Raw genomic sequence first — 16242 nt, 5'->3', positions numbered from 1 at the left:
GTCGGGGCTACGACTGCGTTGCAACTTTGTGCTGATTAAACCTTCCTGACTAACGGCTGACAATCAGCTGTTTGTCAGGACTTACCCTAGCTGAATGACCTAGCGCGTTTGGCCGCAATAAACGCGCGCGCCGCCATGCGCGGACATGGCGGCGCGCGGGCAAGGACGCCGATTGGATAGAGAAAGGACTACCGTGGACGGCGCACCGCGCGCACCTTGCCCGCGCTGCCGCCGCCGCAAAAAAAGCGGTCGGCGCCGTCAGACTCCAGACCCGACACGCCCACGCCGTCGGGCATGTCGATGCTTTCCAGCACGGCCCCTGTGTCGGGCTCAAGACGGCGCAATTCGCGCGCGTCTTCTTCCCAGGTGCCGTGCCACAACTGGCCGTCCACCCACGTGACGCCGGTGACGTAGCGGTTGGAATCGATGGTACGCAGGACGCGGCCCGTCTCCGGGTCCACCTGATGAATCTTGCGTTGTTGGTATTGGCCGACCCATAACGAACCGTCGGCCCAGGCCATGCCCGAATCATCGCCGCCGCCCGGCGCGGGAATGCTTGCCAGCACCTTGCCGCTTACCGGGTCCAGCTTCTGTATTTGTCCTTCTGCGATCTGATAGAGGTGCTTGCCGTCGAAGGCCGTGCCGGCATTGGCCACGACGTCCAGCGTGCGCAGGGTTTCGCCGGACTCGGGGTCCAGCGCGATCAGCTTTTCGCCCAGCGCGACCCACACATGCCGACCGTCGTAGCTGACGCCATGCACGGCGTCGGCTCCGGGGAACGGGCCGTATTCACGGACGATTTCAGCTTGGCTTCGTTTCATGGCTGCTTCCTTTAAAGAGGGGAAACTTCATCCTACTGACCGGGCATGAGAGTGGGGAGTAACAAGCTTGTCGTGAACGCCGGCACGCTGGGCGTCGTCCAGCGGCGCGCCCGGCCGTGGCCCAGCGGCAGCACCTGGCCCGACGCGGACAGCGCATCCAACGCTCGCTGCACGGTGCGCTGACTGGCGCCCAGCGCCAGCGACAGGGCCGAGCTGGACCAGGCCTGCCCGTCAACCAGGCAAGCCAGCACCGCGGCGTGATCCCGGTCGGCCACATCAACCGGGCGCGCCAGCACGATGACGCCCAGATCGGCGTGGGGTCGCAGCGCGAAACCACCAGGCGTGGCGGTGACCGCCGCCAATGGCCGCAACGCGGTCCGCAGGCGGCCGATTTCCACGCGCAGGCGGGCGCGATGCGAATCGTCCTGAAAGCCGGTGCGAAAAGCGCGCGCGATCAGAAATTCACGGGTGACGTCGCGTGGCCAGCCCTGGGCAAGCAGCCGCGCCAAGGCGAACAGAATCGGGCGGCTGGCCAAAGGCACGATCACTTCGCCTTGCCGCACGGCATTGCGGCACGCGTCAATGATCAGCGCCGGGGACGCCAGCAGCGCCTCGGCGTCGGCCAGCGTCAGGTCGCGCGTGCCGTCCGGCGTGACGTGGCGGGCGGCCACCGCATGCAGCGCCTGCAAGGCGTGGTCCACTTCGGCCACCAAGGCGGGCACGCCGGCCTGTCGCGCGGCGTGCTCCGCACGGGCCAGCGCCGCGCCGGCTGCGTGCGCGCGCAGCCGGCGCATCGCGATGCCACCCGCGATCAATTCGCGAATTGCTTGGGACGCGGCAGGCATGGCCGGGAACTCCACGTCGGCCAGGGTCTGGTCGGCTTCGTCCAGGCGACCCAGCAGCAATAGCCGCCGAGCCTGCAAGTAGGCGGCGTGCGCGGCGTTGACGGGATCGCCGTGAATGGCCAAGGCGGTGCGTGCGGCGGCCAGCGACTTGTCGGGCCATGCCAGATCGCGCGACGCCAAGGCCACTTCGGCTTCGGCCACGATGCAACGGGCGCGCGCGACCGGGTTCGCGGGACCGAATGCACGCGCGGCCTTGCGCAACAGCGCGTTGGCCCGGGCGAAGTCGCCCAGTTGCGCCATGGCGATGCCGCGCAGGGCCAGCGCGGGCGCATCGTCACGCAGCGCCACATGGTTCAGCGCCGTCAACGGGTCGCCGGCGGCCAAGGCACGCGCCGCGCGGGTGATCGGCAAATCGGTGAAGTGCGGTGGCAACTGAAGTTTCCCTATATGGGCCTCGGCTTCGGCCTTGGCCTTGGCTGCGCTTCGGCCTTGGCCTTGGCCTCGCCCAGGTCCGGCCTTCCGTCTTTGCCCAGGTCCGGGCTTCGGCCTTGGCAAAGGCCGCGCATCAATCTACCACCGCTTGCTGCCGTCTCATCTTCCGTTCTGTCAGCCCCGCCCCTGCCCTGCCGCCCGCCACCTGCCGGCCAGCCCCGCCCGCGCCTTCCGCTCTGGCGCGATACACCCGGCAAGCACGACTCGTGGGTGGCGGCAAGGGATGCGGCCCCATTTACATGGTCCCCAAGGCCCCCCCGCCCTTAGCCGGCCCGCCAGCGTGTAAACTCCCCCCTTTTTGACTCTGGTGGTATGTTGCAAGCCCCACAGCGCACAGGTTTAAGCGGCCCGACGCTCATTCGCTTGCTGACTCGCCTGACGGATGTCGACGTTCCGGAATCCAGGCAATCGTTATCCGACCATTTAAGCCAGTGGCTTGGCTGGACGGACGCGATCGCACTGTCCGCGGCCCTGAACACGAGCCCGCCGGTGATCGCCCCCGGCGCGCGCATGTTCAGCAGCGCCGAAGAGCGGGAATGCGCGCGCGTGCGCACGACGCTGGCCGACGCCATCGCCAGCGACACGGCGGCCACAAGCGCCAAGCGGATCGTGCCAGGACAGGCGCCGGCCAAGAAGTCGGCGGCCGTCGAGCAGGCCGAGGCCGATTACTCGAATTTTCGTCAGCGCTACCTGTCGTTGCAGCACACGATGGAGACCAGCGTGGGAAATCTGCGCAGCCGTCTGCGCGGTATGGTCGCGGCCAAAAATGGCGAGATGACCCGTCTGGCCGTGGTGGACGCCATCATGGACCGGGCGCTGCTGCCCAAGGAACGCGCGCTGTTCGGAGCGATCCCCAAGCTTTTGCAGGGGCATTTCGACCGCTTGCGTCTGGCCGAGGCCGCCGCGTTGGCGCCCGGGGATGCCCCCGTGGACGCACCCGCTGCCGAAGCCGACGCTGCACCGCCCGCCGATGGCGCCGCCAAGCTGGACGACGGCAACGGCAAGGCGCCCGCGCCGGCAACCGCACCACCGCCTGTTACCCCCGGCGCCTGGCTGGACGTTTTCCGCAAGGATATGCGCAGCGTCCTGCTTGCCGAATTGGATGTTCGACTACAACCGGTCGAAGGGCTGCTTGCCGCCCTTCGCGCCAGCTAACCAGGACACCATGTCCAAGACTCTGATCAATTTCGTTGTATTTGTGGCCGGCTTGGCCGTTGTGGGCTGGATTGGCGCGGGCTATGCGGGGTCAAACCCGCTGGCGCTGGCCGTGACGCTGCTGATCGGCGTCTGCTATCTGGCGGGCGCTTGGGAACTGCTGCGTTACCAGCAGGCCACCAGCGGGCTGGCGCGCGCCAGCACGTCGCTGAACGAACCGCCGGCCAGCCTGACCTCGTGGCTGGACCAATTACCGGCCAGCCTGCGCAACGCCGTCCGGCTGCGCGTGGAAGGCGAACGGGTAGGCTTGCCCGGCCCGGCGCTGGCCCCGTATCTGGTCGGCCTGTTGGTTTTGCTGGGCATGCTGGGCACCTTCCTGGGTATGGTCGTGACGCTGCGGGGTACCGGCATGGCGCTGGAAAGCGCCACCGACCTGGGCGCCATCCGCGCCTCGCTCGCCGCGCCGGTCAAGGGCCTGGGCTTTGCGTTCGGCACGTCGATTGCCGGCGTGGCCACGTCCGCCATGCTCGGCCTGCTGGCCGCGCTGTGCCGCCGTGAACGCGTGCAGGCCGCGCAGCTGCTTGACACCAAGATCGCCACCACGCTGCGCGTCTACTCGCAAAGCTATCAGCGCGAAGAATCATTCAAGCTGCTGCAACGCCAGGCCGAAGTCATGCAGCGCCAGGCCGAAGCCATGCCCACGCTGGTTGACCGCCTGCAAGCCATGATGCAAGGCATGGAACAGCAGACGCGATCCTTAAACGAACGCCAGTTGGCCAGCCAGGACGCGTTCCAGGGCAAGGCCGAGGCGGCCTACGCCCGCCTGGCTGCCGTGATGGAGCAGTCCATGAAGGAAGGCGTGGCCGAAAGCGCGCGATCCGCCGGCGTGGCCTTGCAGCCGGTGGTGCAAGCCACGATGGAAAGCCTGTCGCGCGAAACCGCCAGCCTGCAAGACACCGTGGCCCAGGCCGTGCAGCAGCAACTAAGCAGCCTGACCTCGGGCTTCCAGGCGTCCACCAGCAATGTGGCCGACATCTGGAACCAGGCGCTGGCCGGCCAGCAACGCGCCAGCGAGACGCTGGCGCAAGACCTGCGCGCCTCGCTGGACCGCTTTGCCAAGACCTTTGAACAGCGCTCGGCTGCCCTGCTGGACGGCGTGTCGGCGCGGCTGGAAGCGTCGTCGGGCAACATGTCCGACGCCTGGACGGCGGCGTTGTCGCGCCAGGAACACGTCAGCGAAAAGCTGGCGGGGGACAATCTGCAAGCGCTGACGGCCGCCGCCGCCAGCTTCGAAAAGCACTCTGCATCGCTATTGCGCACCTTGAACGATTCACACAGCTTGCTGCAATCGGAACTGGCCTCGCGCGATCAGCAACGCCTGGCCGCCTGGACCGAAACGCTGGGCGCCATGGGCGCCACGCTGCGCCAGGAATGGGAACAGGCCGGCACGCAGGCGGCCACCCGGCAACAGGCCATCAGCGACACGCTGGCGCAGACCGTGCGCGACATCAACGCCCAGGCCGCCGCGCAAGCCAGCGTGCTGGAAGCGGTATCGGCCCGCATGGAAGCTGCCGCCACCAACGTATCGGACCGCTGGAACACCGCCCTGGATCGCCAGAGTGAAGTGGCCGACAAGCTGGCTGCCAACAACCAGCAAGCCCTGACCACGGCCGCCGCCGCCTTCGAACAGCATTCGGCGTCGCTGCTGCGCACGCTGGATCAATCGCATGCGGACCTGCAAGCGGCGCTGGCGTCCAAAGACGAAACGCGTCTGGCCGCCTGGACCGAATCGCTTGCCGCCACGGCCGCCACGCTGCGCGCCGAATGGGAACAGGCGGGTGCGCAGGCCGCGACCCGGCAGGACGCCATCAGCGCCGCGCTGGCCGGCACCGCGCGCGATATCGGCGCGCAAGCCGAAGCGCAGGCGCAGTTGCTGCAAAGCGTGTCGACCCGCCTGGAATCCGCCGCCCACAGCGTGTCGGACCGCTGGAACACGGCGCTGGAACGCCAGAGCGAAGTCGCCGAAAAGCTGGCGGCCGACAATCAACACGCCCTGACCACCGCCGCCGCCGCGTTCGAGCAGCATTCGGCATCGCTGCTGCAAAAGCTGGACCAGTCGCACGCCGATCTGCAAACGGCGCTGGCCGCCAAGGACCACGAACGCCTGGCCGCCTGGACCGGCACGCTGACCGCCATGGCGGCCACGCTGGGCCAGGAATGGAAGGCAGCGGGCGACCACACCGTGGCGCGCCAGCAGGAAATCAGCGATGCGCTGGCGCTGACCGCGCTGGACGTCACCAGCCAGACCGAAGCGCAGGCGCGCCTGCTGGAGAGCGTGTCAGCCCGCCTGGAAACCGCCGCCGGCAGTGTGACGCAGGCGTGGACCGAGGCGCAGGCGCGGCAGGAACAGGTCGGCGCCAAGCTGGCCGCCGACAACCAGCAAGCCCTGACGACCGCCGCCGCCACGTTCGAGCAGCATTCGGCATCGCTGCTGCAAAAGCTGGATCAATCGCACGCCGAGCTGCAAGCCGCGCTGGCGTCCAAGGACGAAGCGCGCCTGGCCGCCTGGACCGGCAAGCTGGCCGCGCTGGCCGACGCGCTGGGCCAGGAATGGGAATTGGCCGGCGCGCAGGCCGCCACCCGCCAGCAGGAATTGACGCAGGCGCTGGAGCGCACCACGCAAACGATCACGGCGCAGGCCGAGGCGCAGGCAAGCGTGCTGGAAACGGCGTCCACCCGTCTGGAGACGGCGGCAAGCCAGGTCACGCAGGCCTGGACCGACGCCCAGACGCGCCAGGAACAGGTCAACCAGCAACTGGCCGACGGCAACCAGCAGGCGCTGGAGGCCGCCGCCGCCACGTTCGAACAGCATTCGGCATCGTTGCTGCACACGCTGGACCAATCGCACGCCGATCTGCAAGCGGCGCTGGCCGCCAAGGACGAAGCACGCTTGGCCGCGTGGACCGGCAAGCTGGCCGCCGTTGCCGACACGCTGGCGCAAACCGCCAACGACATCACCGCGCAAACGCAGGCGCATGCCAGCGAGACCATCGCCGAAATCGGCCGTTTGGTGCAGGCCGCGTCGGAAGCTCCCAAGGCCGCCGCCGACGTCATCGGCGAACTGCGCCAGAAGCTGTCCGACAGCATGGTGCGCGACAACGACATGCTGCAAGAGCGCAACCGCCTCTTGGAAACGCTGGACACGCTGCTTAACGCCGTCAACCACACCGCCGCCGAACAGCGCACGGCCGTGGACGCGCTGGTGGCCTCGTCGGCCGAGCTGCTGGAACGCGTGGGCACGCAGTTCACCGACCGCGTCGAAGCCGAAACCGGCAAGCTGACCGATGTGGCCGCGGCGGTGACCACCAGCGCCGTGGAAGTGGCCAGCCTGGGCGAATCGTTCGGCACGGCGGTGCAGCTGTTCGGCGAGTCCAACGACAAGCTGGTCGCGCACCTGCAACGCATCGAGGCGGCGCTGGACAAGTCCATCGCGCGCGGCGACGAGCAACTGTCCTACTACGTGGCGCAGGCGCGCGAAGTGGTGGACCTGAGCCTGATGTCGCAAAAGCAGATCATTGAAAACCTGCAACAGCTGGCCACCCAGCGCGCCACCGCCGGAGAGCAGATCGCATGAGCGAGGACATCGACGGCGGCGTCGAACCCTCCGCACCGGCCTGGGCCGTCTTTGGCGACTTGATGTCGGTGCTGCTGGGCGCGTTTGTGCTGATTCTGGTCAGCGTGATCGGCGTGCAGCTGCAACTGTCGACGCAGCTGGAAGAAGAGGTCAAGCAACGCCAGGAAGAAACGCAGCGGCGCGAAACGCTGGAGCAGGCGCTGGCGGGTCCGCTGGCCGCCGGCCGCGTGACCTTGATCAACGGCCGCATCGGCATCAGCGGCAGCGTGCTGTTTGCCTTGAACTCCGACCAGTTGCAGCCCGAGGGCCGCGAGGTCTTGAAGACGCTGATCGAGCCGCTGGCCGCGTACCTGAAGACGCACGACGAAATCCTGATGGTCAGCGGCTACACCGACGACCAGCAGGTGCGCGAAGGCAACCGCCGTTTTGCGGACAACTGGGACTTGTCGGCGCAGCGCGCGCTGACGGTGACGCGCGCGCTGATCGACGAAGGCGTGCCGTCCGCCACCGTGTTTGCCGCCGCCTTCGGGTCCGAGCAGCCGGTGGCCTCCAACGCCGACGAAGCCGGCCGCGCCAAGAACCGCCGCGTGGAGATCACGCCCATCCCGAAACCGTCCAACGAGCCGGAAAAGCCGCGTGAACAGTAACGACGAGGTCGGCGGCGCGGTGGATGGCGTGAATGGCGCGCACGGCGTGGACGCGGCGGATGCCGTGGACTCGGTTGATGCCGTCCAGGCCGCCCACGCCGTGGATACCGCGGGCGCCGCCGACGCGGCGGACGCAGCGGGCGTTGACGTGTCCACGCTGGCGGCACAAGCCACCCTGGACGCCTGGGGCGACAGCGGTGCCGACCGCCTCGACCCGGTGCGCTTTCGCTTTCTTCAAGCCATGGCGCGGCGCACCGCCGCCCTGCAAGGCCTTGCCCGCCAACGGCTGGAAGTCCAGCTGGCCCAACATTTGCGCGCTTATGCGCGCTTGCTGGAGGCAGTGGCGCCGGACGCTTCGACGAGGGATACGGCCGAGGCATCAGAGCCCCCTTCGCATCCCCCTTCGCATCCGCCCTCGGCATCGCCCGAGGCATCGCCCGAGGCATCGCCCGAGGCATCGCTTGCCGCGCCAGCCCCCCCCCAATCCGCCCCCGCCGCGCTGACCCAGCTGCTGGCCTACCTGACGTACCCCGACGCCCCGGACAACGACCCGACCTGGGACCGCGATGCGCTTGGCCTGCGCGCGGCGTATCCCGACGTACAGATGCTGGAGTATTTTCGCGGCGTGTGGTCGCGTGTCAGCGCCGACCGGCAGGTGCGCCAGTCGCAAGAGCAGGTGCACAAGAACGCCGGCCCGCTTAATTCCAACCAGCTGGTGCATCGCGCCCTGTCGCTCATGCGCGAGCTGTCGCCCGGTTACCTGCAACAGTTCCTGTCGTACACGGACGCGTTGATGTGGATGGAGCAGATCCAAGCGGCCACCGCGCCCGCGCCTAAGGAAAGCACGCGCTCTGGCGCCGCGAAAAAGACCTCGCGGGCCAAGGCGCGGCAAGGCTAGCCCGTGCGCAGGGCGGCCACGCCTGCCCGGGCGTGCCCCAAACCCCACGTCCCAAACCCCGCGCCCCATAACGGCCGGGGCTGAGCCGGGCCAGACGCCGGCCCTGCCTATAATTAAGCCCATTCGTATCCGGCCACCCCGTCGGCCACCCACACCCCCACCCGCTTTGACGGCCCTGTCGCCGTGCCTCATGTCCACCTTGCCTATCCGTGTGCTGTCGATCATCCCCCCGATGACCCAGCTCAATACGCCCTACCCCTCCACCGCTTATCTGACCGGCTTTTTGCGGTCGCGGGGGGTGACCGCCTATCAGGAAGACCTGGCGCTAGCGCTGGTGTTGCGCCTGTTGTCGGCCGACGGCCTGCGCGCCGTGGCGGACCGGATCGCCACGCTGCCGCTTGAACAGCACACGCCCGCCATCCAGGCGTTCGTGGCGATGCAACCGCGCTATCTGGCCACCATCGGCCCGACCATCGCGTTTTTGCAAGGTCGCGATTCCACGCTGGCGCACCGGATCGTGGGCCGCAATTTTCTGCCGGAAGGGCCGCGTTTCAGCACCTTGGACGTCTATATGGACGAAGACGGTGGCGACCCGCTAGGCTGGGCGTTCGGCGCCCTGGGGCTGCAAGACCGGGCCAAGCATCTGGCCACGCTGTACCTGAACGATCTGGCGGATGTGCTGCGCGACGCGGTGGATTCGCGCTTTGAGTTCGTGCGCTACGCCGAATCGTTGGCCGGCAGCCAACCCACGTTCGACCCCTTGGCCAACGCCCTGGCCGGTGCACCGACGCTGGTGGACGACACGCTGCATAGTCTGACGATCGAGGCCCTGGCCCGCCATCAGCCAACGATGGTGCTGCTGTCGGTGCCGTTTCCGGGCGCGGTGTACGCGGCGTTTCGCATCGCGCAGACCATCAAGGCGCAGGACCCCGGCATCATCACCGTGCTGGGCGGCGGCTTCGTCAACACCGAACTGCGCGAACTGAAAGACCCGCGCGTGTTCGACTATTTCGACTTCGTCAGCCTGGACGCGGGCGAACGCCCCCTGCTGGCGCTGCTGGAACACGTGCAAGGCAAGCGCTCGCGCCAGCGTTTGGTGCGCACCTTCCTGCGCGACAAGGACAGCGGCGCCGTGCAGTACGTGAACCTGGTGGAACCGGATGTGGCGTTTGCCGAAGTCGGCACGCCCACCTGGGACGGCCTGCCGCTGGACCGCTACCTGTCGCTGCTGGACATGCTGAACCCCATGCACCGCCTCTGGAGCGACGGGCGCTGGAACAAGCTGACCGTGGCGCATGGTTGCTACTGGAAAAAGTGCAGCTTCTGTGACGTCAGCCTGGACTACATCGGCCGTTACGAGGGCGCGTCGGCCTCGGTGCTGGCCGACCGCATCGAAGCCATCGTGCAAGAAACCGGGCAGACGGGTTTCCATTTCGTGGACGAAGCCGCGCCGCCCAAATCGCTGAAGGCACTGGCCACCGAGCTTATCGACCGCAACGCGGGCATTTCGTGGTGGGGCAATATCCGCTTTGAAAAAACGTTCAGCCCGGAACTGTGCGAACTGCTGGCCGACAGCGGTTGCATTGCGGTATCGGGCGGACTGGAAGTGGCGTCCGACCGCTTGTTGAACCTGATGAAGAAAGGCGTGTCGGTGGATCAGGTGGCGCGTGTCACGCGGGCGTTTTCCGACGCCGGCATCCTGGTGCACGCCTACCTGATGTACGGCTTTCCCACGCAAACGGTGCAAGACACCGTGGACGCGCTGGAATACGTGCGCCAGCTGTTCGCCAACGACTGCATCCAAAGCGGTTTCTTTCACCGCTTTGCCTGTACCGTGCATTCGCCGGTGGGCAAGAACCCCGAGGAATACGGCGTCACGCTGCAACCCCTGCCGCCCGTGACGTTCGCCAAGAACGACATCGGCTTTCATGACCCCACGGGCGTGGACCACGATGCGCTGGGCCGCGCGTTGAAAAAAGCCATCTACAACTTCATGCACGGCATCGGCCTGGACGAAGACGTGCGCACCTGGTTCCCGTTCAAGGTGCCCAAGACCACCGTGTCGAAAAACCGCATCGCCCGCGCGCTTAGCCAGCAGGGCTGAGGCGCGAGTTGAAGGCGGCGGGAGGATTTGCACGCGCCCCTCTCCCGCAGTACTATACGATCCATATACAAACCATATATGGATCGTTCCTTCATGGGCCTCGTCAAAATTTCCGAGCAGATGCATGAGAATCTGCGTGTCGCCAGCGGCGCGCTCAGCCGCTCGATCAATTCCCAAGCCGAACACTGGATGCGCATCGGCATGCTGTCCGAGCTCTACCCCGAGATGTGCCACGCGGATATCTGCCAGTTGCTGATCCGCATCGAACAGAGCGAGGGCTTCACGATTGCATCGCTGTCCCGGCGCGCACCGGACGCCGCCCAGGAGGTTGCGTAAATGGCGCGCAAGGTTTCCATCAAATCCGCTGCTGATATCGCCATGGCCCGCAAGGCCGGCGCGATGGCGGCCGAAGTGCTGCACATGATCGGCGAACACGTGCGCCCCGGCGTCACCACCGACGAGCTCGACCGCATCTGCAACGAGTACATCGTCAACGTGTTGAAGGCCATTCCGGCCAACGTCGGCTATCACGGCTTTCCGAAGACGATCTGCGCGTCGGTCAACCACGTCATCTGCCACGGCATCCCGTCGGCCAAGGTGCTGAAAAACGGCGACATCCTGAACATCGACGTCGCCGTCATCAAGGACGGCTGGTTTGGCGACACCAGCCGCATGTACTACGTGGGCCAGCCCAGCCCGCTGGCGCGCCGCCTGGTCAACACCACGTATGAAGCCACGCGCGCAGGCATCATGGCCGTCAAGCCCGGCGCCACGCTGGGCGACATCGGCCACGCCATCCAGACGGTGGCGCATCGCGAACACTTCAGCATCGTGCGCGAATATTGCGGCCACGGCATCGGCCAGATCTATCACGACGAACCGCAGGTGCTGCACTACGGCCGCCCCGGCGAAGGGCTGGTGCTGCAACCCGGCATGATGTTCACGATAGAACCGATGATCAACGCGGGCAAGCCGGCCACCAAGCAGTTGCCGGACGGCTGGACGGTGGTCACCAAAGACCGCTCGCTGTCGGCGCAATGGGAACACATGGTGGTCGTGACCGACACCGGCTACGAGGTGCTGACGCCCTGGCCCGACGGCTACGGCGACTACCCGCCGATACCCTGACGGGAAGTTTGAACGCTGCGGCGGGCCACGCGGGCCCTGGTGGCCTCAACGTCGCGGGGGCCACGGCAAGGACCGGAGTGCAGGCCATCAAGGGCACGATCATGATCGTGCCCTTGCCGTTTCCGGCGCTATTGCATCCCCTGCCCCATCCCCTCATGCCCTTCCCGCCCGTGCCGCCCGCCCTGCCCGCCGCGTTTCGCCGGCTGGCCGCGTCCAATCTGGCCGCCCAATTTTCCGAACAGATGGCATTGGCCGCCGCGCCGTTGGTGGCCGTGTTGACGCTGGGCGCCACGGCCGCGCAGACGGGCGCACTGCAAGCGGCGCAGACCCTGCCGTTTCTGCTGCTGTCGCTGCCGGCCGGCGTCCTGGCCGACCGGATGTCGCGCAAGCTGCTGATGACAGGCGCCGAATGCGTGCGCGCAGCCAGCCTGTTGGCCTTGCTGGCGCTGCTTGGGATGGGCGCGCTGAATTTGACGTGGCTGGCGGCGCTTGGCTTCCTGGGTGCGGTGGGCACGGTGGCGTACAACGTATCGGCCCCGGCGCTGGTGCCGCGCCTGGTGCCGGCTGGCGATCTGGCCAACGCCAACCGCTGGCTGGAGCTGGCGCGCAGCTGTGCGTTTTCGGCCGGGCCGGCGGCGGGCGGCGCGCTGGTGGGCTGGATGGGCGCGCCCATCGCCTATGTGCTGGCCACCACGTTGTCGCTGCTGGCGGCGGTGTGCCTGGCGGGCTTGCCGCGAGATGCCGCGCCAGATGCCGCGCCAGATGCGGCGCCAGACGCCGCGTCTGATGCGGCGCCTGATGCGGCGCCTGATGAGGGGTCTGATGCGGCGCCTGATGGGGGGTCTGATGCGGGTTGTGATGGGGGGCCCGATGCAGGGGCGGCTGCGCGGGATGCGCCGCCCGTTGCCGCCCCCTTGCGCCCCGGCATCTTCCTGCAATTGCGCGAAGGCGCAGCGTTTGTCGCGGCGCATGCATTGCTGCGTCCCGTGCTGATCACCGCCGTGTTCTTCAACACCGCCTGGTTCATCCTGCAAGCCGTGTATGTGGCGTACGCCATCGACCGGCTGGGCCTGAGCGCCACGGGCGTGGGCATCACGCTGGGCGTGTATGGCGCCGGCATGCTGGCCGGTGCCTTGGCGGCGCCGTGGCTCGCGCGCCGGCTGAGCTTCGGCGCGATGATCGCGGCCGGGCCGTTGACGGCGTTGGTGGCCAGCGGCATCTTGCTGTCCACCCTGGCCTACCCGTCCGGCGTGTGGGCGGCCGTGGGGTTCTTTCTTTTCGGTGCGGGCCCGGTTCTATGGACGATCACCACCACCACGCTGCGCCAGGCCGTCACGCCCAATGCGCTGTTGGGCCGCGTGTCGGCCGTGATCCTGACCGCCACGTTCGGCGCCCGCCCGGTCGGCGCGCTGATCGGCGCGGGCCTGGCGGCGCGCGTGGGGGTGGAAGCGTGCCTGTGGGCTTCCACGGCGGGGTTCGTGGTGCAATTCCTGGTGCTGTTCGCGTCCCCGGTGCTGCGGCTGCGTAGTCAGCCGCGTAGCGTAGGCGCGGGCGCATAAAGCGGCGTGGTTTGAAGGCGGGGCCAGTTCCGTGGGCCGGACGTTGCGACGATTGGCGCGCGGGCTGTTGCGGTCGTCGGCGTGCGTTTCTGTATCTGGCGGGGCACAAGGCGGCCCGCTAGACTTGCCGCTATCCGCGCGGCGGCAGGCCGCTGGCCTTCCCCGACAACCGCGCTCACTTCCGTAAACCGCCGCCCCCGCATGACGCTGAAAATCCTGGGTAAAGCTTCGTCCATCAACGTGCGCAAAGTGCTTTGGACCTGCGCCGAATTGAACCTGCCGTTCGTCCGCGAAGACTGGGGCGCCGGCTTTCGGCCCACCAGCGACCCGGAATTTCTGGCGCTGAACCCGAACGCCATGGTGCCCGTCATTGAAGACGGTGACTTTGTGCTGTGGGAATCGAACTGCATCATCCGCTACCTGGCGGCGCAGTATGGCGGCGATGTGCTTTACCCCGCCGATCCCAAGACACGCGCCCGCGTGGACCAATGGATGGACTGGCAGGCGACCGACCTGAACCGGTCATGGAGCTACGCCTTCATGGCGCTGGCCCGGCAATCCCCGGCGCACCGGGACGCGGGCTGCATCGACGCGTCGCGTCGCGCCTGGGCGTTCTATATGGGGATACTGGATGCACGGCTGGCGGCAACAAAAGCCTATGTGGCGGGCGAAGCCTTCACGCTGGCGGACATTGCCATCGGTTTATCCGTCCACCGCTGGTTCGCCACGCCCTACGCTTTGCCGTCCGATGCAACGTCCGCCGCAACGTCCGCCGCACCATCGTTGCCTGCCTTCGACAAACCCGCGCTGCCCGCGGTGCAGGGCTACTACGACCGTCTGGCGGAACGCGAGGGGTATCGGCTGTACGGCCGCAACGGCGTGGCTTGATCTTGGCATGCGGGCGAGGCCGCGCCGGCAGCCCGCAGCCCTGGCCCCCAGCTTTTCCCTGCCCGCGCTACTTCACCACGCCGCAAACCAGCCGGCCGCCTCCGCCGCCCAAGGGCGCGGGCGTGTCGCTGTAGTTGTCGCCGCCCACGTGCACCATCACCGCATGCTTTTTCACGTCGGCCAGCTTCAGGTGCGGCGCCACCACGGCTTTTTTGGCGGTGCCATCGGCGGCCACCACGATGAAAGGCAGATCGCCTTGATGCCCGTCGGTGGCCATTGGACCCTTGTGGGCCTTGGTGCCCTTGGGGTCCAGGTGCCCGCCCGCCGCGCCGCCGGGCGCCATCTTGTCATTCACCATGCCCGGCATGCACGAGGCCTTTTCATGCACGTGAAACCCATGCTCGCCGGGCGGCAGGCCCTTCAGGTTGGGCGTGATCTGCAAGCCGCCCTTCGTGTCCTTCAGCGAAATCGTGCCGGCGCTTTTGCCCAGGCCCTCGGCCGTCAGGAATGACATCGTGACGTCTTCGGCCAGCGCCGCGCTGGATGCGCCCGCCATCGTCAGGGCCGCGACCAGCATCGAGATTTTCTTCATGAAGTGCCTCCTGGAATCATGCACGCAAGGTGCGGATGCCCGGCCAAGGCGGACCGTGCCGCCTGGCCCAGGGCGCAGAAAACAATAGCATCGTGGCGGCAAGGCGCGCCAGCACTCTTCCTTCCTGATACAAGCGATCAGGCTTGTTAACGATTCAGCAGCAGCACCAATGCGTGCAGCGCCACGCCGATCAAGCCGCCCACCAGCGTGCCGTTGAAACGGATGTATTGCAGATCGCGGCCCACGCTCAGTTCCAGTTCATCGACCAGATGGCGTTCGTCCCAGTTCTTGACCGTGCGCGAGATATGCTCCGTCACGCCGATGCGCAGCCGCCCCGTCAGGCGCCGCGCGCTGCCCAGCACATGGCTGTTGATGGCTTCCCGCAGGCCGGGGTCTTCGCCCATCTTGCGGCCCAGCGCCAGCAACGCGTTTTCCAGATGAGCGGCCAGCGCCGAATGTTCGTCCGACAGGTCGCGGCGCAACGCCGCATGGATGTCGTCCCACAGGCCCTGCACGTATTCCTGCACCTTGGGGTGGTCGATGGCGCGCTGCTTCAGTTCTTCAACCTGGCTGGACAAGGCCGGATCGGTCTTCAGCCGTTCTATGTAGTCCAGCACCCAGGCCTCATAGTCGCGGCGCACCGGATGATCAGGTTCGGACAACACGTCGCGCAACTCGTCCATCAAGGCCATCGCCAGCCGGTCCGCCAGGTTGTCGGCAATGCCGTCCACCGACTTCACCGCGTTCACCGCCGCGATGATGCGCGGCCATTCCTTGCGCGCGAATTTCACCAACAACGTCGACGCGCGATCCTTGACCTCGTCCTGGCCCAGATAGCCGCCCAGGCGTTCCATCGCGGCATCCAGCAATTCCTGATGGCGGCCGTCTCGCGTCAGCAGGCCCAGTACTTCGCCCACCGTGCCCGCCGCGTCCCAACGGCGCAGATTCTTCACCACGAATTCCTGGATCACGCCGCGCACGGCGTGATCGTCCAGCATGTCCAGCGTTTGCAGCGCCACGCGCCGCGCGCCGTCGCTCAAGGCTTGCGCCTGCTTGGGCCGCACCAGCCAGCGCGACAAGCGCGCGGCCGGGTCAAAGACGCGCAGCTTTTCCATCAAGCTGTCGGGATCCAGAAAGTGGTCACGCACGAACACGGCCAGGTTGTCGCCGATGCGATCCTTGTTGCTGGGGATGATGGCGGTGTGCGGAATCGGCAGCCCCAGCGGACGGCGAAACAGCGCCACCACGGCGAACCAGTCGGCCAGCGCGCCCACCGTGGCCGCTTCGCAGAACGCCCGCACCCACGCCCATGCGCCCTGCCCGCCCATCACGTGGCTGGTGATGAAGCCGCACACCATGGCCACCAGCAACGCCAGCGCGGCGATCTTCATGCGCCGCAACTGCGTGCGGCGCAGGTCGGAAGCCAGGGTGGAATGCGTGGCGAAGGTGGCGGCGGGCGAGGACGTTTCGGGCATGGGA

Annotated in this window: 13 protein-coding genes; 9 read left to right on the top strand and 4 right to left on the bottom strand. The window is 67.3% G+C overall.

Annotated features, from left to right (window positions below; translation table 11 throughout):
- Window positions 1-188 precede the first annotated feature (188 nt).
- Complete coding sequence (locus V6F88_RS02890; protein WP_332607840.1) at window positions 189-821, bottom strand: Vgb family protein; 633 nt, start codon at window positions 819-821, stop codon at window positions 189-191.
- A gap of 32 nt (window positions 822-853) precedes the next feature.
- The gene (locus V6F88_RS02885) at window positions 854-2098 is read right to left on the bottom strand and encodes a helix-turn-helix domain-containing protein (RefSeq protein WP_332607839.1); all 1245 of its coding nucleotides are present in this window, start codon (window positions 2096-2098) and stop codon (window positions 854-856) included.
- A 372-nt stretch (window positions 2099-2470) separates the two neighbouring features.
- Between V6F88_RS02885 and V6F88_RS02880 the strand changes: the two genes are divergently transcribed.
- The 9 genes from V6F88_RS02880 (at window position 2471) to V6F88_RS02840 (ending at window position 14171) form a co-directional block, all read left to right on the top strand.
- A complete protein-coding gene (locus V6F88_RS02880) occupies window positions 2471-3313 on the top strand; it encodes a DUF3348 domain-containing protein (RefSeq protein ID WP_332607838.1) in 843 nt (280 codons plus the stop codon).
- 10 nt (window positions 3314-3323) lie between these two features.
- Window positions 3324-6947, top strand: coding sequence for a DUF802 domain-containing protein (locus V6F88_RS02875; RefSeq protein ID WP_332607837.1), 3624 nt, complete (start codon window positions 3324-3326; stop codon window positions 6945-6947).
- Window positions 6944-7594, top strand: a complete 651-nt coding sequence (locus tag V6F88_RS02870) for an OmpA family protein (protein ID WP_332607835.1) — start codon at window positions 6944-6946, stop codon at window positions 7592-7594. Before V6F88_RS02875 ends, V6F88_RS02870 begins: the two co-directional genes overlap by 4 nt.
- Window positions 7584-8492, top strand: a complete 909-nt coding sequence (locus V6F88_RS02865; RefSeq protein ID WP_332607833.1) for a DUF2894 domain-containing protein — start codon at window positions 7584-7586, stop codon at window positions 8490-8492. The genes V6F88_RS02870 and V6F88_RS02865 overlap by 11 nt, the downstream gene beginning before the upstream one ends.
- Before the next feature lie 190 nt (window positions 8493-8682).
- Window positions 8683-10596 (top strand): B12-binding domain-containing radical SAM protein, encoded by a 1914-nt coding sequence (locus V6F88_RS02860; RefSeq protein WP_332607832.1) that lies wholly within the window; start codon window positions 8683-8685, stop codon window positions 10594-10596.
- A 93-nt stretch (window positions 10597-10689) separates the two neighbouring features.
- Window positions 10690-10932: a ParD-like family protein gene (locus V6F88_RS02855; protein ID WP_332607831.1), complete on the top strand. Its 243-nt coding sequence runs from the start codon at window positions 10690-10692 to the stop codon at window positions 10930-10932.
- On the top strand, window positions 10933-11724 hold the full coding sequence (map, locus tag V6F88_RS02850) for a type I methionyl aminopeptidase (RefSeq protein ID WP_046805911.1): 792 nt from the start codon (window positions 10933-10935) through the stop codon (window positions 11722-11724).
- Between the two features lie 155 nt (window positions 11725-11879).
- Window positions 11880-13283: an MFS transporter gene (locus V6F88_RS02845; protein ID WP_442880241.1), complete on the top strand. Its 1404-nt coding sequence runs from the start codon at window positions 11880-11882 to the stop codon at window positions 13281-13283.
- A gap of 201 nt (window positions 13284-13484) precedes the next feature.
- The gene (locus V6F88_RS02840; RefSeq protein WP_332607829.1) at window positions 13485-14171 is read left to right on the top strand and encodes a glutathione S-transferase family protein; all 687 of its coding nucleotides are present in this window, start codon (window positions 13485-13487) and stop codon (window positions 14169-14171) included.
- Window positions 14172-14238: 67 nt separating this feature from the next.
- Here V6F88_RS02840 and sodC read toward each other — a convergent pair whose 3' ends face one another.
- Both sodC and V6F88_RS02830 read right to left on the bottom strand, forming a co-directional pair.
- Entirely contained in the window at window positions 14239-14763 is a 525-nt protein-coding gene (gene sodC / locus V6F88_RS02835; protein ID WP_332607828.1) for a superoxide dismutase [Cu-Zn] SodC, read from the bottom strand.
- A gap of 146 nt (window positions 14764-14909) precedes the next feature.
- Entirely contained in the window at window positions 14910-16238 is a 1329-nt protein-coding gene (locus V6F88_RS02830) for a DUF445 domain-containing protein (RefSeq protein ID WP_442880137.1), read from the bottom strand.
- Between the last annotated feature and the right edge of the window lie 4 nt (window positions 16239-16242).

Origin of the sequence: Achromobacter sp. ESBL13 (assembly GCF_036668755.1) — a bacterium.
Lineage (GTDB): Bacteria > Pseudomonadota > Gammaproteobacteria > Burkholderiales > Burkholderiaceae_B > Achromobacter.
Note: the sequence above shows the minus strand (reverse complement) of the source record. Positions and strands in the feature narration are given on the sequence as shown.